Annotated in this window: 17 protein-coding genes; 8 read left to right on the top strand and 9 right to left on the bottom strand. The window is 68.0% G+C overall.

All coding sequences use genetic code 11. The features are described 5' to 3' along the window. From AC1DZ6_RS02405 to AC1DZ6_RS02440, 8 genes are all read right to left on the bottom strand, one after another. On the bottom strand, positions 1-1,805 hold a 1,805-nt coding region (locus AC1DZ6_RS02405), incomplete at its 3' end, for a methyl-accepting chemotaxis protein (RefSeq protein WP_477095594.1). Between the two features lie 99 nt (positions 1,806-1,904). After that, the gene (gene leuB, locus AC1DZ6_RS02410; RefSeq protein WP_477095595.1) at positions 1,905-2,957 is read right to left on the bottom strand and encodes a 3-isopropylmalate dehydrogenase; all 1,053 of its coding nucleotides are present in this window, start codon (positions 2,955-2,957) and stop codon (positions 1,905-1,907) included. A 13-nt stretch (positions 2,958-2,970) separates the two neighbouring features. Continuing rightward, positions 2,971-3,273 carry a putative quinol monooxygenase gene (locus AC1DZ6_RS02415; RefSeq protein WP_477095596.1) on the bottom strand — a complete coding sequence of 101 codons (303 nt, stop codon included), beginning with the start codon at positions 3,271-3,273 and terminating at the stop codon, positions 2,971-2,973. 136 nt (positions 3,274-3,409) lie between these two features. Beyond that, positions 3,410-4,018, bottom strand: coding sequence for a 3-isopropylmalate dehydratase small subunit (leuD, locus tag AC1DZ6_RS02420; protein WP_477095597.1), 609 nt, complete (start codon positions 4,016-4,018; stop codon positions 3,410-3,412). Continuing rightward, positions 4,018-5,460 (bottom strand): 3-isopropylmalate dehydratase large subunit, encoded by a 1,443-nt coding sequence (gene leuC, locus AC1DZ6_RS02425; protein WP_477095598.1) that lies wholly within the window; start codon positions 5,458-5,460, stop codon positions 4,018-4,020. The genes leuD and leuC overlap by 1 nt, the downstream gene beginning before the upstream one ends. 453 nt (positions 5,461-5,913) lie before the next feature. Then, on the bottom strand, positions 5,914-6,309 hold the full coding sequence (rplS, locus tag AC1DZ6_RS02430) for a 50S ribosomal protein L19 (RefSeq protein WP_477095599.1): 396 nt from the start codon (positions 6,307-6,309) through the stop codon (positions 5,914-5,916). Between the two features lie 4 nt (positions 6,310-6,313). Then, entirely contained in the window at positions 6,314-7,051 is a 738-nt protein-coding gene (gene trmD / locus AC1DZ6_RS02435) for a tRNA (guanosine(37)-N1)-methyltransferase TrmD (RefSeq protein ID WP_477095600.1), read from the bottom strand. A 68-nt stretch (positions 7,052-7,119) separates the two neighbouring features. Beyond that, on the bottom strand, positions 7,120-7,314 hold the full coding sequence (locus tag AC1DZ6_RS02440; protein WP_477095601.1) for a hypothetical protein: 195 nt from the start codon (positions 7,312-7,314) through the stop codon (positions 7,120-7,122). 279 nt (positions 7,315-7,593) lie between these two features. Here AC1DZ6_RS02440 and AC1DZ6_RS02445 point away from each other — a divergent pair, with 279 nt between their 5' ends. The 3 genes from AC1DZ6_RS02445 to AC1DZ6_RS02455 all read left to right on the top strand — a co-directional run bounded on the left by AC1DZ6_RS02445 (position 7,594) and on the right by AC1DZ6_RS02455 (position 13,575). Beyond that, on the top strand, positions 7,594-8,394 hold the full coding sequence (locus tag AC1DZ6_RS02445; protein ID WP_477095602.1) for an isocitrate lyase/PEP mutase family protein: 801 nt from the start codon (positions 7,594-7,596) through the stop codon (positions 8,392-8,394). A gap of 52 nt (positions 8,395-8,446) precedes the next feature. Then, positions 8,447-11,353, top strand: a complete 2,907-nt coding sequence (gene polA / locus AC1DZ6_RS02450) for a DNA polymerase I (protein WP_477095603.1) — start codon at positions 8,447-8,449, stop codon at positions 11,351-11,353. A 296-nt stretch (positions 11,354-11,649) separates the two neighbouring features. Beyond that, complete coding sequence (locus tag AC1DZ6_RS02455; protein ID WP_477095604.1) at positions 11,650-13,575, top strand: methyl-accepting chemotaxis protein; 1,926 nt, start codon at positions 11,650-11,652, stop codon at positions 13,573-13,575. 74 nt (positions 13,576-13,649) lie between these two features. On the opposite strand, the gene AC1DZ6_RS02460 is transcribed toward AC1DZ6_RS02455, so the two are convergent. Then, positions 13,650-14,441, bottom strand: coding sequence for a LytTR family DNA-binding domain-containing protein (locus tag AC1DZ6_RS02460; protein WP_477095605.1), 792 nt, complete (start codon positions 14,439-14,441; stop codon positions 13,650-13,652). 87 nt (positions 14,442-14,528) lie between these two features. Here AC1DZ6_RS02460 and AC1DZ6_RS02465 point away from each other — a divergent pair, with 87 nt between their 5' ends. From AC1DZ6_RS02465 to AC1DZ6_RS02485, 5 genes are all read left to right on the top strand, one after another. Beyond that, complete coding sequence (locus tag AC1DZ6_RS02465) at positions 14,529-15,086, top strand: DUF2306 domain-containing protein (RefSeq protein WP_477095606.1); 558 nt, start codon at positions 14,529-14,531, stop codon at positions 15,084-15,086. Between the two features lie 78 nt (positions 15,087-15,164). After that, positions 15,165-15,887 carry a TetR family transcriptional regulator gene (locus tag AC1DZ6_RS02470; RefSeq protein WP_477095607.1) on the top strand — a complete coding sequence of 241 codons (723 nt, stop codon included), beginning with the start codon at positions 15,165-15,167 and terminating at the stop codon, positions 15,885-15,887. Between the two features lie 198 nt (positions 15,888-16,085). After that, positions 16,086-18,329 carry a TonB-dependent receptor gene (locus AC1DZ6_RS02475; protein ID WP_477095608.1) on the top strand — a complete coding sequence of 748 codons (2,244 nt, stop codon included), beginning with the start codon at positions 16,086-16,088 and terminating at the stop codon, positions 18,327-18,329. 96 nt (positions 18,330-18,425) lie between these two features. Continuing rightward, complete coding sequence (locus AC1DZ6_RS02480) at positions 18,426-19,751, top strand: spinster family MFS transporter (protein WP_477095609.1); 1,326 nt, start codon at positions 18,426-18,428, stop codon at positions 19,749-19,751. A 129-nt stretch (positions 19,752-19,880) separates the two neighbouring features. After that, positions 19,881-21,611 (top strand): polysaccharide deacetylase family protein (locus tag AC1DZ6_RS02485; RefSeq protein WP_477095610.1); only part of this gene is annotated, 1,731 nt, incomplete at its 3' end.

A 21,611-nucleotide genomic window follows, 5' to 3' on the forward strand; every position in this document is an offset into this window, starting at 1 on the left:
GCGGGGGCCTTGGCGACCGGGGCGGCCGCCGCGCCGCCGACCTTGAAGCGGCCGACCAGGGTGGCCAGCTCGCCGGCCTCGCCCTTCAGCGAGTGGGTTGCGGCGGTGGCTTCCTCGACCATGGCGGCGTTTTGCTGAACCACCTGGTCCATCTGGTTCACCGCCACATTGACCTGATGTAGGCCGGTCGACTGCTCCTGGGCCGAGGAGGCGATCTCCTTGACCAGACTGTCGATCGAGGCGACCTGGGCGACGATGGCGCGCAGGGCCTCGCCCGTCTGGCCGACCAGGCTGACGCCCGCGCCGACCTGCTGGGTCGAGGTGGCGATCAGGCCCTTGATCTCCTTGGCCGCGTCGGCCGAGCGCKGGGCGAGCGCTCGCACTTCCTGGGCGACGACCGCGAAGCCGCGGCCGGCGTCGCCCGCCCGCGCGGCTTCGACGCCGGCGTTCAGGGCCAGCAAGTTGGTCTGGAAGGCGATCTCGTCGATGACGCCGATGATCTGGCTGACCTGTTGCGAGGACGCCTCGATCTCGGTCATGGCGCTGACCGCCTGGGCGACGATCTGGCCCGACTTCTCGGCGCCGGTGCGGGCAGTGGCCACCAGGCTGGAGACCTCGTTGGCGCCGGTCGCGGTCTTGCGGACCGTGGCGGTGATCTCGTCCAGRGCGGCGGCGGTTTCCTCCAGCGAGGCGGCCTGCTGCTCGGTGCGGCGCGACAGATCGTCGGAGGCCGAGGCGATCTCGTCCGAGCCCGAGCGGATGCCGCCCGTGGCGTTGTTGATGCCGCGCATCGCGTCCTGCAGGCGGTCGGCGGCGACGTTGAAGTCGGTCTTCAGCTGTTGGGTCTTGGCGGCGAAGTCGAGGGTGATGCGGTGGGTCAGGTCGCCGTTGGCCAGGTGATCCAGGGCCTGGCCCAGGGCCCCGACGGCCACGGCGTCGGCCTGGGCCTCGGCGGCCTTCTCGGCTTCGCGCTGGGCGCGCTCGGCCTCGGTCTGGCGGCGCTGCTCGACGGTCTCGCCTTCGAGGCGTTGCTTGGCGATGGCGGCGTCCTTGAAGCTCAGCACGGCGTCGGCCATCTGGCCGACTTCGTCCTTGCGGCCGACGGCCGGCACCTCGACGCTGTTGTCACCCGAGGCCAGGCGACGCATGACGGCGGTCATCAGCGACACCGGCGCGCCGATGGTCGCGGTCAGCAACCAGCCCATCAGGCCAGCGATGATCAGGGCGGCCACGCCGCCGAGGGCCAACGAGGTGGTCGCCAGGTCCTGGGCGCCCTTTTGCTCCTTGGTGCGGACGGCCACGCGTTCGGCGGCGGCGTCGACGAGTTCACCCTGGACGCCGCGGATCGTCTTGAGGCTGTGCTTTCCCGTCAACTCGGCGGCCTGGGCCTTGCCGGCGACAGGGTCGTTCATGGCGGCGAGGGTCGGTTCGGCGATTTCGGTCCGCCACGCGATCATCGCCGCGCGCAGACGCTGGATGCGTTCCTTCTGGGCGGCGACCGTGGTCTTGGCCTCGAAGGCGTCCAGCGCCTTGTCGAAGTCTCCGCCTCGGGTGTGATAGTCGTCGAGGAACTTGGGATCGCCCATCAGGGCGTAGCCGCGCAGCGCGTTCTGCTGTTCGAGAACCAGGGTCATCAGCTCTTCGGCCTTGGCGGAGAGCGTCAGGCTGCGTTGGCTGGAGGTCGAGGCGTCTTCGATGCGCTGAAGGCTGGTGAAGACAGCGCCTGAGGAGATCACGAAGGCCAGGATCAAGGCGCCGAACGCCAGCCCGAGCTTGGTCGAAATCTTCAAATCTTGAAATCGCATCGCCGCCTGCCCGCAACTGTTTCAGTCCACGAGCAGGGTTTCGGTGACAACGATTAAGGTTACGTTGCGTAACCCGTAAATATCGCTGTTATTTCAATGCTATAATTGTGACAGTACTGCGTCGCCCATCTGAACAGTACTCAAATCGCCGCCGAGATCACGGGTGCGGGCGCCCTTGTCCAGGGCGGTCTTGACTGCCGCCAGCAAGATGTCGGCGGCGTCGGCGCGGTTCAGCGACCAGCGCAGGGCCATCTCGAACGACAGGATGGCGGCCAGCGGATTGGCCACGCCCTTGCCGGCGATGTCGGGGGCCGAGCCGTGGATGGGCTCGTACAGGCCCGGCTTGCCCGCCGCGCCGAGGGCCGCCGAGGGCAGCATGCCCAGCGAGCCGGTCAGCATGGCGGCGGCGTCCGACAGGATGTCGCCGAACAGGTTGTCGGTGACGATGACGTCGAACTGCTTGGGCGCGCGGACCAGCTGCATGGCGCAGTTGTCGGCCAGGATGTGCTCCAGCTGGACGTCGGCGTAGTCGCGGGCGTGCAGGTCGGTGACCACCTGTTTCCACAGCAGGCCGCTTTCCATGACGTTCGACTTCTCGGCCGAGGCCACGCGGTTGCCGCGGCCGCGGGCCAGCTCGAAGGCCACGCGCGACACGCGCTCGATTTCGGCGGTGGTGTAGACCTGGGTGTCGACGCCGCGCTTCTGGCCGTTGCCGAGATCCTCGATGCCGCGCGGCTGGCCGAAATAGACGCCGCCCGTCAGTTCACGGACGAACATGATGTCCAGGCCCGAGACCAGCTCGCGCTTGAGGCTGGAGGCGTCGGCCAGGGCTTCGAAGCAATAGGCCGGGCGCAGGTTGGCGTAGACGTCCATGGCCTTGCGCAGGTTCAGCAGGCCGGCTTCCGGGCGCAGGTGGCGCGGGGCGTTCGCCCATTGCGGGCCGCCGACCGCGCCCATCAGCACCGCGTCGCTGGCCAGGGCCGCGTCGCGGACCTCGTCGGTCAGGGGCGTTCCGTGGGCGTCATAGCTGGCGCCGCCATAGATCCGCTCCTCGATGTTCAGGTCGGGAACGAGGACGGCGGCCACGCGGCGAACCTGGGCGCAGACCTCGGGGCCGATCCCGTCGCCGGGCAGGAGCAGAAGCGTGGACATCGGAGAGCTCTCTTCAGATTTCGCGGTAGTCGGAGACGTCGAACGACGACATGCGGCGGTCGTGAACGCCCAGTTCGGGGAAGCACGCACGCCAGGCGGCCATGTGCGGGCTGGCGCGGTGGAAGGCCAGGGCGTCTTCGTCGACGAAATGCTCGTAGACCCGGATCAGGCCGGGATCGAGCGGGTCCTCGCTGAGCGCGTAGTCCAGGCAGCCCGGCTCGCCCCGGCTGCCCTCGACCTGGGCCCGCAGGTGCGGTCGCAGGTCGGCCAGGCGCTCGGGCGCGACGCGGATCGTGCCGGCGAGGATGAGGGTCATGGGTGTGTGTCCCGATGAGGCGAGGCTGTGCGTCCTTCGAGGCTTGGCTGCGCCTCGCACCTCAGGATGAGGGAAGCAGCAAAACGCTCCTCATCCTGAGGCGCCCGCGTAGCGGGCCTCGAAGGACGCAAGGCGCTCAAGCTTCCAACCACGGTCGGTCCAGCGCCCGCTTGCTCTCATAGACGTCGATGTCGGCGCCGTGCATCAGCGTCTCGCCGATGAAGTCCAGGCCCCTGAGCATCTTGTCCTTGCGCACGGGATCGATGTCGAAGTGGAAGCTCTTGCCCGAGGGCGAGATCACCGTCTGCTCGGCCAGGTCGATGCTGACCATGTGGTTGCCGCCCTTGGCCTCGTCCATCAGCTGAGCGACTTCCTCGGGCTTCAGCACCACCGGCAGCAGGCCGTTGTTGAAGCAGTTGTTGTTGAAGATGTCGGCGAAGCTGGTCGAGATCACGCACAGGATCCCGAAGTCCATCAGCGCCCAGGGGGCGTGCTCGCGCGACGATCCGCAGCCGAAGTTGTCACCGGCGATCAGCACGGACGAGCCCTTGTACTCCGGCCTGTTGAGCACGAAGTCGGCGATTTCGTTCCCGTCGCCGTCGAAACGGAAATCGTAGAACAGGCCCTTGGCTAGGCCCTCGCGCTCGACGGTCTTGAGGAACTGCTTGGGGATGATCTGGTCGGTGTCGATATTGGCCAGCGACAGCGGCGCCGCGCGGCCGTCGAGGCGGGTGAAGGCCTGCATCAGACGGTCTCCTCCAGGAAGGTGCGCACATCGACCAGGTGGCCAGCGATCGCCGCCGCCGCCGCCATGGCGGGCGAGACCAGGTGGGTGCGGCCGGCGCGGCCCTGGCGACCTTCGAAGTTGCGGTTGCTGGTCGAGGCGCAGCGCTCTTGCGGCTGCAGCTTGTCGGGGTTCATGGCCAGGCACATCGAGCAGCCCGGCTCGCGCCAGTCGAAGCCGGCGGCCTTGAAGATGGCGTCCAGGCCTTCGTCTTCCGCCTGTTCCTTCACCAGGCCCGAGCCCGGCACGACCATGGCCTTGACGTGCGGGGCCACCAGGCGGCCGTGCAGGAAGGCTTCCTGGACCACGGCGGCGGCGGCGCGCATGTCCTCGATCCGGCTGTTGGTGCACGAGCCGATGAAGACGCGGTCGATGCGGGCTTCGCTGATCGGCTGGCCGGCGGTCAGGCCCATATAGTCCAGCGCCCGGTGGGCGGCGGCGCGCTTGTCGGGCGTGGCGAAGCTTTCCGGGTCGGGCACGTTTCCGGTCACCGGGATCACGTCCTCGGGCGAGGTGCCCCAGGTGACCATCGGGACCAGGGCCGAGCCGTCGATCACCACGGTGCGGTCGAAATAGGCGTCCGCGTCGCTGACGAAGCTCTTCCAGTACGACAGGGCCATGTCCCACGCGGCGCCCTTCGGCGCAGAGGGTTTGCCCAGGATATAGGCGAAGGTCTTGTTGTCCGGCGCGACCAGGCCGGCCTTGGCGCCGCCCTCGATGGTCAGGTTGCACAGGGTCATGCGGCCTTCCATCGACAGGTCGCGCACCACGGGTCCGGCAAATTCGATGACATAGCCGGTGCCGCCGGCCGTGCCGATCTCGCCGATCACGGCCAGGGCAACGTCCTTGGCGGTGACGCCGGGTCCCAGCTGGCCGTCAACGCGAACCAGCAGGTTCTTGGCCTTCTCCTGGCGCAGGGTCTGGGTGGCCAGGACGTGCTCGACCTCTGACGTGCCGATGCCGTGGGCCAGGGCCCCGAAGGCGCCGTGGGTCGAGGTGTGGCTGTCGCCKCAGACGATGGTCATGCCCGGCTGGGTGCGGCCCTGCTCGGGACCGACCACGTGGACGATCCCGTTGCGGATGTCGCCCATCGGGAAGAATTCGATGCCGTTGTCCGCCACGTTGCGGGCCAGGGTCTTGAGCTGCAGCTTGGCTTCGTCGTCGGCCACGGCGTCGACGCCCAGGGCCTGGCCCTCGGTCGGAATGTTGTGGTCGGCGACGGCGAGCGTGCGGTCGGGCCGGCGCACCTTGCGGCCGGCCGCGCGAAGCCCGGCGAAGGCCTGCGGGGTGGTCACCTCGTGGATGAGGTGCAGGTCGATATAGAGGATCGCTTCGCCGTCCTGTTGGCTGACGACGTGGGCGTCCCAGATCTTATCGTAAAGGGTCTTTGGTGCGGAGGTCATGATACCCGCGCATCTAGGCCTTGAGGGCGGGCGCGTAAAGCACCCAAGCGCTCAAAATCGACGGCTGTCAGCCGGAAGGAAGATCAATCCTGCCCCGTCAGGGCAGAGTTGAGGCGTTATGGCGCATGTTTCTTGCCATGAATTCGCATCTGGCGGCCCGAGGGCGGCGGCGAGCGTGGTCCGGAAACGAAAGAGGGCGCGCTGTCGTGGCGCGCCCTCGTGTCGTTTTTTGGCTTCGTGACCTGAGATCCTTGAAGCCGGCCGCACCTTGCAAAGGAGCGGTCTGAAAGCCCGTCGCAAAGCGGTGGGGGTGGTTAATATAACCAACAAAACCAATGTTCTGTCAAGTCCGTGCGCCCGCACGCAAGCTTGGCCATGAACGCCCTTGCCCACAAAGAAAAAGGCCCCGGCGTTTCCGCCAGGGCCTCAAATCTTTCGCGAAAAGCGTCAGGCCTATTCGGCGATGACGGTCTTTTCCTTGCGGATCGTCTGGCGCTCGGCGATCCGGGCCGACTTACCGCGACGGTCGCGCAGGTAGTACAGCTTGGCGCGACGGACGACGCCGCGACGCTTGACTTCGATGCTTTCGATGCTCGGCGAGAGCAGGGGGAACAGACGCTCCACGCCTTCGCCGAACGAGATCTTGCGGACGGTGAAGCTCTCGTGGATGCCGCCGCCCGAACGGGCGATGCAGACGCCTTCATAGGCCTGGACGCGCTCGCGCTCGCCTTCCTTGATGCGGACGTTGACGCGCAGGGTGTCGCCCGGCTCGAAGTCCGGAATGGCGCGGGCCGACAGCAGACGCTGGGCTTCTTCGCGCTCGAGTTCCTTGATGATGTTAGCAGCCATAACTCTAGTCTCCTTTGGGCTTACCCGTTTTCGGGCCGCCTTTTGCCTGTTGATTGGCGAGATGCGCTTCCCAAAGATCGGGCCGCCGCTCGCGGGTGGTCTCTTCACGCATACTGGACCGCCACTGGGCCACCTTCTTGTGGTCGCCCGACAGCAGCACCTCGGGGATATCCAATCCTTCGAACGTCCGCGGTCGCGTGTACTGCGGATGCTCCAGGAGGCCGTCCTCGAAGCTTTCTTCCTGCGTGCTCTCGAAATTGCCCAGAACCCCTGGAGCCAATCGAACGCACGCCTCGATCACGACCATCGCCGCCGCCTCGCCACCGGCAAGGACCGCGTCTCCGACCGAGACCTCCTCGAACCCCCGGGCGTCGAGCACCCGCTGGTCCACCCCCTCGAAACGGCCGCACAGGACGATAACGCCCGGCGCTTTGGCCCATTCCTTGACGCGCGCCTGGGTCAGGGGCCGACCCCGGGCGCTCATGTACAAAAGCGGCCGCCCACCGATCTCCACGCTGTCTAGCGCGGCGGCGATGACGTCCGCTTTTAACACTGCTCCTACGCCTCCACCCGCGGGGGTGTCGTCGAGGAAGCCGCGCTTATCCTTGGAAAACCCCCGAATGTCCAGTGTTTCCAATCGCCACAGGTCCTGTTCCTTCCACGACGTGCCGATCAGCGAGACGCCGAGCGGGCCGGGAAAGGCCTCGGGGAACATGGTCAGGACGGTGGCGGTGAACGGCATGGGCGCTCCATAGCGCCCAAAGCCCTCCAAAATCTAGGTCAGGCCAAAATCTTGGCCTGCGAAGATGTCTAGGTAAGAATGGTTTTGGGAAGGGGTTTGCCGGCCTCGGCAGGCATCAGCGGCGGAGTCAGCTTGACCGGCTCGCTCGTCATGTCTGCAGGGGGCGCGACGTGATGAACGGGCGCCACGGCCAGCACGGCGGCGGTGGTCAGGGTGGCGGCGACGAGCGCCGCACCGGCACGGATCTTCTTCCATGAAACCATGGGCCAGGGTCTTCCTGTGTTTCGGGTCGTTCAAACCAAAGCCCGGGAAAGGGGGAGGTTCCCGTTTTTTTGACCTCGGCGAACTTCCTGCCTCTAGGCGAGGCGATTGACCTCGCCAAGGCGGCAATACGACGCGCCGGCCTCATTTCGGCGACCGCCGCTCTGGTGGGCAATCGCCGCCAAAGGGTGTCAGCAGCGGGTCATCAAGGTCCGATTTCCGCGAGACGACTAGGGCTGGATTGCCCAATAGTCCGTTCGCCAGATCCCGGAGCCGCCGTCATGACCACGACCGCCGACCAGTTCCACGCCCTGCACGCCGGTCCGGACGTGCTGCTCCTTCCCAACGCCTGGGACGCGGCCAGCGCCGCCCTGATGGAGGACGCCGGCGCCAAGGCCGTCGCCACCTCCAGCGCCGCGGTGGCCTGGGCGCGAGGCTACGCCGACGGGGACAAGGTTCCGGTCGCGGCCGTCATCGACACCGTCGCCGGCATCGCCCGGGTGGTGTCGGTTCCGGTCACCGCCGATCTCGAGGGCGGGTACACCGACGACCTGCCGACCCTGGCCGAAACCATCAAGGCGGTGGTGGGCGCGGGCGCCGTCGGGATCAATTTCGAGGACGGCCGCCGCGATCCGACGCTTCACGCCCGCAAGATCGAGACCGCCCGCGCCGCMGCCGGCCAGGCTGGGGTCGACCTGTTCATCAACGCCCGCACCGATGTCTACCTGGCCAAGCTGGCCGAGGGCGAGGCGGCTTTGGCCGAAGCCCTGCGCCGGGCGGCCCTCTATGCCGACGCGGGGGCGAGCGGGATCTTCGTGCCCCTGCCGATCGAGGAGGACCTTCTGGCGCAGCTGGCCGCCGGGATCGCCTTGCCGCTCAACGTCATGGGTCGCCCAGGCATGCCAACGGCCGAGCGCCTGGCGCAACTGGGCGTGCGCCGGCTAAGCTCGGCCACCGGCCCGTTCAATGCGGCCTATGGCGCGATGCTGTCGGGCACTAGGGCCTTTCTGGCGGACGGCGACACCACCGGCTACGCGGCCTTCGGCAAGGACCTGCCCAACCTGAACGCCCGGTTGGGCTGAAGCCGGCGTCTGAGGTGTTTCCGCCTCGCTCGCGACCGCCTATCTTCCGGCCATGACCGACACCCTCGCGCCCGATTCCGCCGCTGCTCCGGAAGCAGACCGTCCCCTGACCCAGGACGGCCCCGCCGTGCGGCTGTTCCTGGTGGACGGCTCGGCCTATCTGTTCCGCGCCTACCACGCCCTGCCGCCGCTGACCCGCAAGAGCGACGGCCTGCCGGTGGGGGCGGTCCAGGGCTTCTGCAACATGCTGTGGAAGCTGATGCGCGACATGCAGGGCGACGCGCYCACCCACCTGGCGGTGATCTGGGACCATTCGGAAAAGACGTTCCGCAACACCCTCTACGACAAGTACAAGGCGCACCGGCCGCCGCCGCCCGAGGACCTGATCCCGCAGTTCCCGCTGGTGCGCGAGGCGACGCGGGCCTTCGGCGTGCCCGCCATCGAGCTGCCCGGCTACGAGGCCGACGACCTGATCGCCGCCTATGCCTGCAAGGTGCGCGACATGGGCGGCGAGGCGGTGATCGTCTCGTCCGACAAGGACCTGATGCAGCTGGTCGGCGAGGGCGTGTCGATGTTCGACCCGATGAAGGGTCTGCGCATCGACCGCGAGCAGGTGTTCGAGAAGTTCGGCGTCTATCCGGAAAAGGTGGTCGACGTTCAGGCCCTGTGCGGCGACAGCGTCGACAACGTGCCCGGCGCCCCCGGCATCGGCATCAAGACCGCCGCCCAGCTGATCACCGAATACGGCGACCTCGACACGCTGTTGGAGCGGGCCGGCGAGATCAAGCAACCCAAGCGCCGCGAGACCCTGATCGAATTCGCCGACCAGATCCGTCTGTCGCGCCAGCTGGTCAAGCTGGACTGCGACACGCCCCTGCCAGAGCCGATCGACGACCTGGTCGTGCGCGAGCCCGACAAGCAGGTGCTGGCCGACTTCCTGGAGCTGATGGAGTTCCGCTCCCTGGCCCGCCGAGTGGGCGACGGCAACGCCTCGGCCGCGCCGCGCACCTTGGACCGTCCCGCCGCAACGCCGACCGCGCCGGTTCTGGGTGTCTCCTACATGGGCGCCGCCGCCCGGGCTGCGGCCAATCCGGTCGCCGAACCGGCCAGCGTCGATCACGCCGCCTATGTCCGCATCCAGGATCTGGAGACCCTCAACGCCTGGGTCGCCAAGGCCACGGCCAGGGGGATCGTCGCCTTCGACACCGAGACCGACGCCCTGTCTTCAGCCACCGCCGCCCTGTGCGGCGTGTCGCTGGCGATTTCGCCCGGCGAGGCCTGCTACATCCCGTTCGGCCACTGCGAGAAGGACRGCCTGGCCCTGGAGGCCGCGGCGGACCTGGTCCAGATCCCCGAAGCCGACGCGCTGGCCGCCCTGAAGCCGCTGCTGGAAGATCCGGCGGTGCTGAAGATCGCCCAGAACGCCAAGTACGACATCGCCGTCCTGGCCCGTCACGGCATCGACGTGTCGCCGATCGAGGACACCATGCTGATCAGCTACGTGCTGGAGGCGGGACTTCACGGCCACGGCATGGACGAGCTGTCGGAGCTGTGGCTGGGCCACAAGCCCATTCCGTTCAAGCAGGTGGCCGGCTCGGGGAAGGGCCAGATCAGCTTCAAGCATGTGGGCCTGGCCGAGGCCACGGCCTATGCCGCCGAGGACGCCGACGTCACCCTGCGGCTCTACAATGTGCTCAAGCCCCGCCTGGCCGCCGAGGGTCTGCTGACGGTCTACGAGACCCTGGAGCGCCCGCTGCCGACCGTGCTGGCGGCGATGGAGAACGACGGCATCCGCGTCGATCCCGACACCCTGCGGCGGCTGTCCAACGAGTTCTCGATGCGCATGGCGCAGTTCGAGGCCAAGGCCCAGGAACTGGTCGGCCGCCCGTTCAACCTGGGCAGCCCCAAGCAGATCGGCGACGTGCTGTTCGGCGAGATGGCGCTGAAGGGCGGCAAGAAGACCGCCACCGGCCAATGGTCGACCGACAGCGACGTGCTTGAGGCCCTGGCCAACGAGCACGAGCTGCCGCGCGTGCTGCTGGACTGGCGCCAGCTGTCCAAGCTGAAGGGCACCTATACCGAGAACCTGATCGCGGCCATCGCGCCGGGCGGCGGCAACCGGGTGCACACCTCCTACGCCCTGGCCTCGACCACGACCGGCCGTCTGTCGTCGTCCGACCCCAACCTGCAGAACATCCCGATCCGCACCGAGGAAGGCCGCAAGATCCGCAAGGCCTTCGTGGCCGCGCCGGGCAAGGTGCTGATCAGCGCCGACTACAGCCAGATCGAACTGCGCCTGCTGGCCCACATCGGCGACATTCCCCAACTGAAGAAGGCCTTCCAGGACGGCCTGGACATCCACGCCATGACCGCGTCGGAGATGTTCAACGTGCCGATCGAGGGCATGCCCAGCGAGGTCCGCCGCCGGGCCAAGGCCATCAATTTCGGCATCGTCTACGGCATCAGCGCCTTCGGTCTGGCCAACCAGCTGTCGATCCCGCAGGGCGAGGCTGGGGCCTATATCAAGACCTATTTCGAGCGATTCCCGGGCATCCAGGCCTATATGGAGGCGACGAAAGCCTTCGTGCGCGAGCACGGCTACGTCAGCACCATCTTCGGCCGGAAGATCAACATCCCCGACATCGGCGGCAAGTCGGTGGCCCACCGGCAGTTCGCCGAGCGGGCGGCGATCAACGCCCCGATCCAGGGCGCGGCGGCCGACGTCATGCGCCGGGCCATGATCCGCATGCCGGGGGCGCTGAAGGCGGCGGGGCTCTTGAGCCGCATGCTGCTGCAGGTGCACGATGAACTGGTCTTCGAGGCGCCTGAGGCCGAGGCTCAGGCCACGATCGATGTCGCCCGCGAGATCATGCAGGGCGCCGCCGAACCGGCCGTGGCCATCTCGGTGCCGCTGACGGTCGAGGCCCGGGCCGCCGCCAACTGGGACGAGGCGCACTGACGCGGCGCGTCGGACAAGAATTTTTTAGCGTGGCAAGGCGCGCTACTTGAGGTTGGGTTCCGTAAGGGAAGGCATCGCCCCCCTTATGCAATACAATCTTGGATGGGAGTTTTTCACACAACGTTGTTATCGTTGAGGAATAGATTCCACCGGTGCGACGTTGCGCCACAGTACAGTTAATGTCGTGGAAACCCTGCCACCCGCACTGGTTGGTTCTACGACGCGTGCTTCTGGCTGCAGCTTAACGACCCGTGGTCCCTGAAGTCTGCGTCGCGATCTCAATCGGAGCGCGGCCCATGAACTTCGGCGACCTGAAAATTCCGCATAAACTGTTGGCGGTTTTCGCGGTGATGCTCGCCACCATCGCGATCATGGGTCTGGCCCTGTTCGTCAACCAGACGGAGTTCGAGGGGTCGGTCCAACGCACCGAGCGCGCCCATCAGGCGCTGCGCGCCGCCGACACCGCCGCCTTCCGTCTGACCCGTCAGGAAAACTCGCTGCGGGGCTTCCTGCTCTCGGCCGACGAATACTACGTCAAACGGCTGGAAGAGGCCCACAAGCCCAAGTTCCTGGCCGCCGTGGACGAGCTGCGGACCCTGGCCGCCGGCGATGAGGCCCAACTGGCCAAGATCGCCGCCGTCGACGCCGCCTACGCCAATTACCGCAAGCTGGCCATCGAACCGGGCGAGGCCTTTGGCCGCGATCCGGCCACCCACCAACAGGGCGTGGATCTGGTCAAGCACGACGGCGTCGCCGACCAGGCCGTCTCCGTGGTCGAGGACGCCATCGAGGCGATCGTCAAGGACGCCGAGGCCGTCGTCGCCACCGAAGCGGCCGCCCAGAAGAAGTCGTCGCTGGAAGCGCGCCTGACCCTGCTGATCGGGATCGGCGTCACCATCGCCATGGCCCTGGGCGGCGGTCTGCTGCTGTCGGGCGTCATCGCCGCGCCGGTGTCGGCCATGACGGCGGCCATGCGCCGCCTGGCCTCCGGCGACAACGGCGTCGGCATCCCGGCCACCGGCCGCAAGGACGAGATCGGCGAGATGGCGGCCGCCGTGGCCACCTTCAAGGAGGCCGCCCTGGCCAAGATCCGCCTGGAGGCCGCCGCCGAACAGACCCGCGTGGCCACCGAGAGCGAGCGCGCGGCCAACGACGACGAACGCCGCGTGGTCGCCGCCGAGCAGAGCGCGGTGGTCGATGAGCTGGCCTCGAACCTGGCGCGTCTGGCCCAGGGCGACCTGACCTGCCGCATCGACGCCGAGTTCACCGGCCGCTACCGCCAGCTGCGCGAGGACTTCAACCTCGCGGTCGACAAGCTGCGCGACGCCATGGGGGCCATCATCGTCTCCACCCAAGGCGTTCGCAGCGGCTCGGACGAGATCGCCGACGCCTCCGACAGCCTGGCGCGCCGCACCGAGCAGCAGGCCGCCAGCCTGGAGGAAACCGCCGCCGCCCTCGACGAGATCACCGCCACGGTCCGCAAGACCGCGTCCGGCGCCAAGGAGGCCTCCTCGGTGGTCGCCACCGCCCGCACCGACGCCGAGAAGTCGGGCCGGATCGTCAGCCAGGCGGTCCAGGCCATGACCGAGATCGAAACCTCGTCGGCCCAGGTCAGCCAGATCATCGGGGTGATCGACGAGATCGCTTTCCAGACCAACCTGCTGGCCCTGAACGCCGGCGTCGAAGCCGCCCGTGCGGGTGACGCGGGCCGCGGCTTCGCGGTCGTCGCCCAGGAAGTGCGGGCTCTCGCCCAGCRCTCGGCCGAAGCGGCCCGGGAGATCAAGACGCTGATCTCGACCTCCACCCAGCAGGTCGGGGCCGGCGTGGATCTGGTCGGCCAGACCGGCGAGGCCCTGCAGCGCATCGTCACCCAGGTGGCCTCGATCGACGAGCTGGTCACCGAAATCGCCGCCTCGGCCGTCGAGCAGTCGACGGGCCTCCAGGAGGTCAACAACGCCGTGAACCAGATGGACCAGGTCGTTCAGCAGAACGCCGCCATGGTCGAAGAGGCGACGGCGGCCAGCCACTCGCTGAAGAACGAAGCCAACCAACTGGCGGCCCTGGTCGACCGCTTCCAGGTCGGCGATGCAGCTGCGGCGGCTCCCGCTAAGCGCGCCCCCGCCGCCCGCCCGGCTCAAGCCCGGGCCGCGACCTTCGTCCGCCCCGGCCGCTCCGGCGGCGCGGCGACCGCGGTCAAGGCCGATGCGTGGGAAGAATTCTGATCGGCGTCCCCTCGACGATCAGATGAAGGAAGGCCTTCCGGTGCGCACCGGGAGGCCTTTTTCTTTGAACGCCGCTAGTACCAGCCGGCTTCGCGCAGCGTCCGGGCGTAGGCGCGGCTGACCGGGGCCTCGACGCCGTTGGCCAGGGTCAGGGTGGCGCGGCCGTCGCCGCGCTTGGCGTCGCGCACCGCCGCCTTGGCCACCCACCATGAGCGGTGGGTCTGGGCGCCCTCGATGCCCTCCAGCTCAGCCACCGCGTCCGACAGCCGCAGCAGGATCAGGTCCTGGCCCTTGGAGGTGTGCAGGCGAAGATAGTGATCCTCGGCCTCGACCGCGTAGATCTCGCCGCCGCGCAGGCGCGGGGGCAAGCGGTCCAGGAAGCGCGGCGGCGGCGCCTCGGGCGGCGCGGCGTGAGTCTCGACCGGACGTCGCGTGGCCAGGGTCATCAGGGCGGTCATGCCGCTGGTCATCACCAGGGTGACGCCGAAATAGGTCGCCACGACGCGCGGGCTGAGCGGTGAGCGGCCGCCGGCGATCYAGACCAGCACCGTGAACAGCGGGGTCAGCACCGCCACGATCACCAGCGCCCGCCACCAAGTCGAGTCCAGATCCGGCCACAGGCGGGTGACGGTCAGGGCCACCGTCGTGCCCAGCACCGCGCCCAGGGCCGACAACCCGATCCAATAGGCCAGGCGCGGGCCCAGCGGCATGTCGAAGGTGCCCAGCGCGCCGATCAGCGCCAGGAAGGCCCCGGCGACGACGGCGACGACGAGCGGGCGGACAAAACTGCGCAGGAGGGTGGTCGCTGGCGCTTCGCCAATGGCGCCGGCCCGCCGTTCACGAACTGCCGACGCTGTCTCACGCACCTTCGGATGACCCCTGTCGTCGTCGATCCTAAGCCGGATCCGACCCTGATCGCCCTAGCACGGCGCGATCGCCTCGGGAGAAACAAGATGTCCGACGCCACCCTGTCAATCGGTCCAGCCCGCTTTCTGCGCATGGTGCTTATCGGCCTGGCCGTCACCGTGGGCCTGATCCTGGCGGTCGGCGCCGCCCAGGGCCGAGGTCCGACGGCCGTGCTCGGCGGGTTCCTGCACATGAGCGGCAAGTTGCACGCGCCGCACCTCGGCTTGCTGGCGGTCGCGCCGATCCAGATCCAGATCCATGTGGCCGCGGTCAGCACCGCCCTGGCCGTCGGGATCGCCCTGATGCTGGGCCTGAAGGGCAACACCGTCCATCGCACCCTGGGCTGGATCTGGGTCTTGGCGATGGCCACGGCGGCCATATCGTCGCTGTTCATCCACCGCGCCAACGCCGGAAGCTTCAGCTTCCTGCACCTGTTCGCCGGCTGGACCCTGATCGCCCTGCCCATGGGGGTGTTCGCCGCCCGCAAGCACAATGTCCGCCTGCACGGCCGCACGATGACGGGCCTGTTTGTCGGCGGGCTGCTGATCGCCGGCGCCTTCGCGTTCCTGCCCGGCCGGCTGATGTGGCAGATCGTGTTCGGCTAGAGGGTCGGAACGCGCCGCGCTTGCCAGGTCCGCGCCAGGAGGCCTACGAACGGTCAAGCAATGCGCGGACCACAGAGCATGACGTCGCAAGTTCGAGCCCCTCGCGCCCAACCCCTTCCCCGCGCCAAGCCGGCGGGGCGGGGCCGTCCGTCCAAGGCCACCGGGCGGGACCTGAAGGAAACCATCCTCGACGCCGCCGAGGGGCTGTTCGCGCGCCATGGCTTTCACGGGGTCACCATCCGCCAGGTGGCCGCCGAGGCGGGCGTCGACACCGCCCTGATCCACTACTATTTCGGCGCCAAGCGCGAGCTGTTCGACGCGGTGTTCCTGCGCCGGGCCGAGATTCTCAACACCGCCCGCAGCGTGTCGATGGACGCCTACGAGAAGAGCCATCCCGGGACTATGACGGTCGAAGGCGTGATCGAGGCCTTCATCGAGCCGCTGCTGCGCATCTCCCAGGACGGCGGCCAGGGCTGGAAGAGCTATTTCGCCCTGGTGGCCCAGGTGAACAACACGCCGGCCTGGGGCGGCGAGACCATGGCGCGGTTCTTCGACCCCGTCGTCCACCGGCTGGTCGACACCCTGAAGGTCGTTCGTCCGGACGCGGAGGATCGCGACCTCTATTGGAGCTATCAGTTCCTGACCGGGTCGATGATGCTGGCCCTGTCGGAGACCGGCCGCATCGATTCCCTGTCCGAGGGGCTGTGCCATTCCAGCGACCTCCCGGCGGTGCGGGCGCGACTGTTCGCCTACTGCGCCGCCGGCTTCGAAGCGGTGATCGCTCGCGCGCCGCGGGGCTGATTCCGTAACCTTCCCAAACGCTTGCCCGGCCGCGCGTTCGCATTTCATCAGATGATGAAAAAAGGCTGGCGCAAAGCCTCGGTCTAGGTGACAGTGTTCTCCAATTCGCGGGCCAATGAATTCGCGAAAGCCGGGAAATGCGTCCGTTGAACGGGGCAGCTCGGCACGGGACGGAACGATAGGGGAGGGGAAACCCAAATGAAGACGATGCTGAAGCTCGCCTTGATGGCGGGCGCCGCCTGGTCGGTGACCACCGTGACCGCCGTCGCCCAGGAGGCCGCGCCGACCGCCAACACCGCCACGGTCGAGGAACTGGTCGTCACCGCCCGCCGGCGCGAGGAAACCCTCAAGGACGTGCCGGTCGCCGTCTCGGCCTTCAGCGCCGAGACCCTGGCGCGCCAGGCCGCCAACGACATCACCACCCTGTCGCAGACGACGCCGAACATCACGGTGCAAACCGCGCGCGGCTCGAACTCGACCCTGATCTCCTACATCCGCGGCATCGGCCAGCAGGACCCGCTGTGGGGATACGAGCCGGGCGTCGGCCTCTATGTCGACGACGTCTACATCTACCGGCCCCAAGGCGCGGTGCTGGACGTGTTCGACGTCTCGCGGATCGAAGTGCTGCGCGGCCCGCAAGGCACGCTGTATGGCCGCAACACCATCGGCGGCGCGATCAAGTACGTGACCAATAAGCTGGGCGACGAAGCCGGCGGCAAGGTTCGCGGCACCTATGGCAGCTATAACCAGACCGACCTGCTGGTCGAGGGCCACACCCCCGTCGGYGGCGGCCTGTCGGTGGGCGGCGCCTACGCCCTCTACAAGCGTGACGGCTACGSCGAGAACCTGACCACGGGCGCCGAGCACTACAACAAGGACGTCCAGGCCATCCGGCTGAGCGCCGAGTACAAGCCCACCGACGACCTGTTCTTCCGCCTGGCCTACGACAAGGTGCAGGACGACTCCAACCCCCGCCACGGTCACCGCGAACTGCCGGCCCTGGTCGGCGGCTATCAGGTGCTGGGCGTCTACGACACCCAGGCGGGCCTGGGGAACGACAACTCGGTCGAGACTGAGGGCGTGGCCCTGACCGGCGAATATCACGCCAGCGACAGCCTGACCTTCAAGTCGATCACCGCCAGCCGCAAGGGTCACACCCAGACCCTGATCGACTTCGACGGCACGCCGCTGCCGACCCTGGACGTGCCGGCCACCTATGACGACCGCTCGTTCTCGCAGGAGCTGCAGGCGGTCTATTCGGACGAAACCATCCAGGGCGTGTTCGGCCTCTACTATATGAACAGCCAGGCCTCGGGCGAGTTCGACACCATCGCCGGCAACCTCGGCGTCTCGATCGCCGACGGCGGCAAGGTCAGCACCCAGAGCTTCGCGGCGTTCTTCGACGTCAGCGCCAATCTCACCGACCGGTTCAAGATCTCGGTGGGGGCCCGCGGCACCCGCGACCACAAGCGCAGCAGCACCTTCCGCTACTTCTATCTCGGCGCCACCCGCTCGCCCTTCCAGGGCGGCACGCCCCGGCCGATCCTCCAGGTGCGCACCGACTACAGCGCCGAGAAGACCTTCTCGGAATTCACCCCGCGCCTGTCGGCCTCGTACGAACTGACCGACGAGCTGAACACCTACGTCTCCTATTCGAAGGGCTACAAGTCGGGCGGCTGGGACATGCGCGGCGACGCCTTCCTGACCCCGCAGACCGTCAACGGCTACAATCCTGAAACGGTCGACGCCTACGAACTGGGCCTGAAGGGCAATCTGTTCGACCGCCGGCTGTCGTTCGCCTCGGCGGCCTTCCTTTCGAAGTACAAGGACCAGCAGGTCACCACCCAGGTGGTCGTGCCTTCGGGCATCGCCAGCTCGGTCGACAACGCCGGCGCCTCCACGCTGTACGGCGCGGAATTCGAAGCCAAGGCGGTGTTCGACCAGCACTTCTCGGGCACGGTGGCCCTGGGCTACATCCACGCCAAGTACGACCGGTTCAGCCGCTTCGTGCCGGCCGGCGCGCCCAACCCCGTCAATCCGTCCCAGACGATCCCGGCCGGTGGTCAGATCGTCAACGTGGCCGACCTCTACGGCTTCCAGAACACGCCGGAATGGACGGGCAATGTCAGCCTGACGTGGCGCGGCAGCGTGGCCGGCGGCGAGCTGACGATCACGCCGATGGTCAGCTATCGCGACCACTATCAGCAGTTCGAACAACCCCTGCCGCTGCTGGACCAGAAGGCCTTCACCCTGGTCGACATGACCGCCAGCTGGGCGCCCGAGAGCGGCCGCTACCGGATCTCGGTGGCCGGCAAGAACCTGACCGACGAGCGCTATCGCACCGGCGGCTACAACTTCGGCGTCCCGACCTACAACAACTCGGTGATCGGCTTCTACGGCCCGCCGCGCACCTACTCGGCCTCGCTCGAGGTCAAGTTCTAGACCTTCCCGATCCTCGACTGACCGGCGACGGCTTGCTGCAACGAGCCGTCGCCGTTTCTTTGTCCACTCCACGATACGATTCGCGGCGGGAACCCGATGAGCAACGCAAAGACCACCACCACTCCGGCTCCCGGCGCGCGCTATCGCTACGTCGTGCTGGCCATGCTGATCCTGGTCTACACGCTCAACTTCCTGGACCGGCAGATCCTCGGCATCCTGGCCAAGCCCATCAAGGAAGAGTTCGGCCTGACCGACGGCCAGTTCGGCCTGATGAGCGGCCTGGCCTTCGCCCTGCTCTACACCACCCTGGCCATCCCGATCGCCTGGCTGGCCGACCGCTTCAGCCGGGTGTGGATCATGACCACGGCTCTGACCCTGTGGAGCGGCTTCACCGCCCTGTGCGGCTTCGCCGGTGGGTTCTCGGCGCTGTTCCTGGCCCGCATGGGCGTGGGCATCGGCGAGGCGGGCGGGGTGGCCCCGGCCTATTCGATGCTGGCCGACTATTTTCCCAAGCATCAGCGGGCCCGCGCCCTGGCGGCCTACGCCTTCGGCATCCCGCTGGGCACGGCGGCCGGCACCCTGGTGGGCGGCCTTCTGGCCGTGCATTTCGGCTGGCGGACGGCCTTCATCGTCGTCGGCGTGATCGGCGTGGCCCTGGCCCCGGTCTTCCGCCTGATCGTCCGCGACCCGCGCCGGGGCGGGGCCGACATGGCGATCGGCGACACCACCACCGTCCAGGCCCCCGCCGCGCCGCTGCGCGAGGTGGTCCGCGTGCTGGCGGCCAAGCCCAGCTTCTGGCTGCTGTCGTTCGGGGCGGCCTCGTCGTCGGTCTGCGGCTACGGCGTGGCCCTGTGGCTGCCGTCGTTCTTCATGCGCAGCCTGGGCCTGACCCTGCGCGAGACCGCCTGGTACTATTCCGGCATCGCCTTCTTCGGCGGGCTGATGGGCATCTGGCTGGGCGGAGCGGTGGCCGACCGGCTGGGCGCCAAGTCCAAGGCCGGCTATCCGCTGACCCCGGCCATCGCCTTCCTGATCTCGGTGCCCTGCTTCCTGCTGGCGATGAACAGCGGGTCGTTGGTGGGCGGCTTGGGCGGCCAGGCGTCGCTGGCCCTGGCCTTCGCGATCTTCCTGATCCCCACCGGCCTGAACCTGGCCTGGCTGGGACCGATCACGGCGGCCGTGCAGCACTTGGCGCCGGCGCCGATGCGGACCACGGCCTCGGCCCTGTTCCTGCTGATCAACAACCTGCTTGGGATCGCGGTCGGCACCTACTATTTCGGCCTGATCTCGGACCTGCTGAAGCCGACGTTCGGGGCGGAATCCCTGCGCTGGTCGATCTATACCGGCATGGGCTTCTACCTGGTCGCGGCCCTGCTGTTCTTCCTGGCCTCGCGGCGGTTGGCCAAGGACTGGGTCGAATAGGCGCACCCGAAGAAACGCCACCGTTCCGACACGTTCAGGTTACAAGAGCCCGTTGACCAACGCGGGACTGCGATGATGGGCGACGACCGGCATATCTTCCACGACCCCACCGGACGGCGGGACCGGAGGATGCGGCTGATCCTGGGGATCACCCTGTCGGCCCTGGCGGCCATCGTCGCGGCCTTCCTGGCCACCCTGGCCTTCGCCCCCCGCCTGCCGATCGTTACGCTGAAAGACCCGCACGTCCTGTCGTCCCTGCACAAGGAGACGGCGCACCGGCTGAAGCCGAACCTCGACTGGCGCAAGGTGCCGCGACCGACCGCCGCTCAAGGCGCGGGCGCAGCCCAGACCCGGCCGATCAGCGTCGGCTTCTATGTCAGCTGGGACGAGGACTCCCGCGAGTCCCTGCGCCGCAACATCGACAAGCTGGACGTGGTCTCGCCGCAGTGGGTGGCGCTGCGCGGCTCCGACGGCGACATCGTCGTCGACGACGACCCGCAGGGCGTGGCCCGGATCGCCGCCGCGGCCAACCACCCGGCCGTGCTGCCCCTGGTCCACAACTCGGCCAACGCCGCGTTCAACGGACCCCTGGCCGACGCCCTGCTGGCGGATCCAAAGGCGCGGGCCAGGCTGATCGCGGGCCTGGCCGACCTGGCGGTCAAGCGCGGCTACGGCGGCTATGTCTTCGACCTGGAGAACCTGTCTCCCAAGGGCCTGGCGAACTATCCCAAGCTGCTGGCCGAGGCGCGGGCGGTGCTCAAGCCGCAGGGTCGCGAGGTCTGGGTGACCGCGCCATTCGACGGGCAGGGCTGGCCGCTCAAACCGCTGCAGGACGCCTCCGACACCCTGGTCCTGATGGCCTACGATCAGCACTACGGCGGCGGCGATCCAGGACCCAACACCGGCCAGGACTGGTACGAGAGCGAACTGGCCAAGCGCTTCGCCAAGCTGGATCCCAGCCGCACGATCATGGCTCTGGGCGCCTATGGCTACGACTGGACCCTGAACAAGGCCGGCAAGGCCGCCTCGGGCGCCCCGGTCACCTTCCACGAAGCCATGCGCAACGCCCAGGACGCCGGCGCGACCATCGACATGGACGACGACGCCCTGAACCCGACCTACGACTATGTCGACGACAGCGGCGACAGCCACGAGGTCTGGTTCCTGGACGCCGCCACCCTGTTCAACCAGGTCAAGGTCACCGATGCCTGGAAGCCGCGCGGCTATGGCCTTTGGCGGATGGGCATGGAGGATCCGGGGGTCTGGAGCGTGCTGGGCAAGCCGTACGGCCAGGCCTCGGCCGCCGGCCTGGCCAGCATCCCCGGCGGTACGAGCGTCGATTTCGACGGCGGCGGCGAGGTGCTGCGGGTCGCCAATCTGCCCACGCCCGGCAAGCGAAGCTTGGAGTTCGATCCGGACACCGGCCTGATCGCCGACCAGACCTACGACGTCCTGCCCAGTTCCTACGTGATCCAGCGCTACGGCCAGAAGCCGGGACTGGTGGCCCTGACCTTCGACGATGGCCCCGACGCGCGCTGGACGCCGAAGATCCTCGACATCCTCAAGGCCAAGAACGCCCCGGCCACCTTCTTCGTGATCGGCGAGAACATGCAGACTCGGCCCGACCTGGTGAAGCGCGAGGTCGCCGAGGGCCACGACGTCGGCAGCCACACATGGACCCACCCCAATATCGGGGAGATCCCGGTCACCCAGACCGATGTCGAGCTGAACGCCACACAGCGCCTGTTCGAGGTGATCACCGGGCGCTCGATGCGGCTGTTCCGGCCGCCTTTCTTCGGTGACGCCGAGCCCTCCACGCCGCATGAGGTGGCCCCGCTGGTGGTCGCCCAGGCCCTGGGC

The organism is Caulobacter sp. P1_B12_2 (assembly GCF_056406675.1).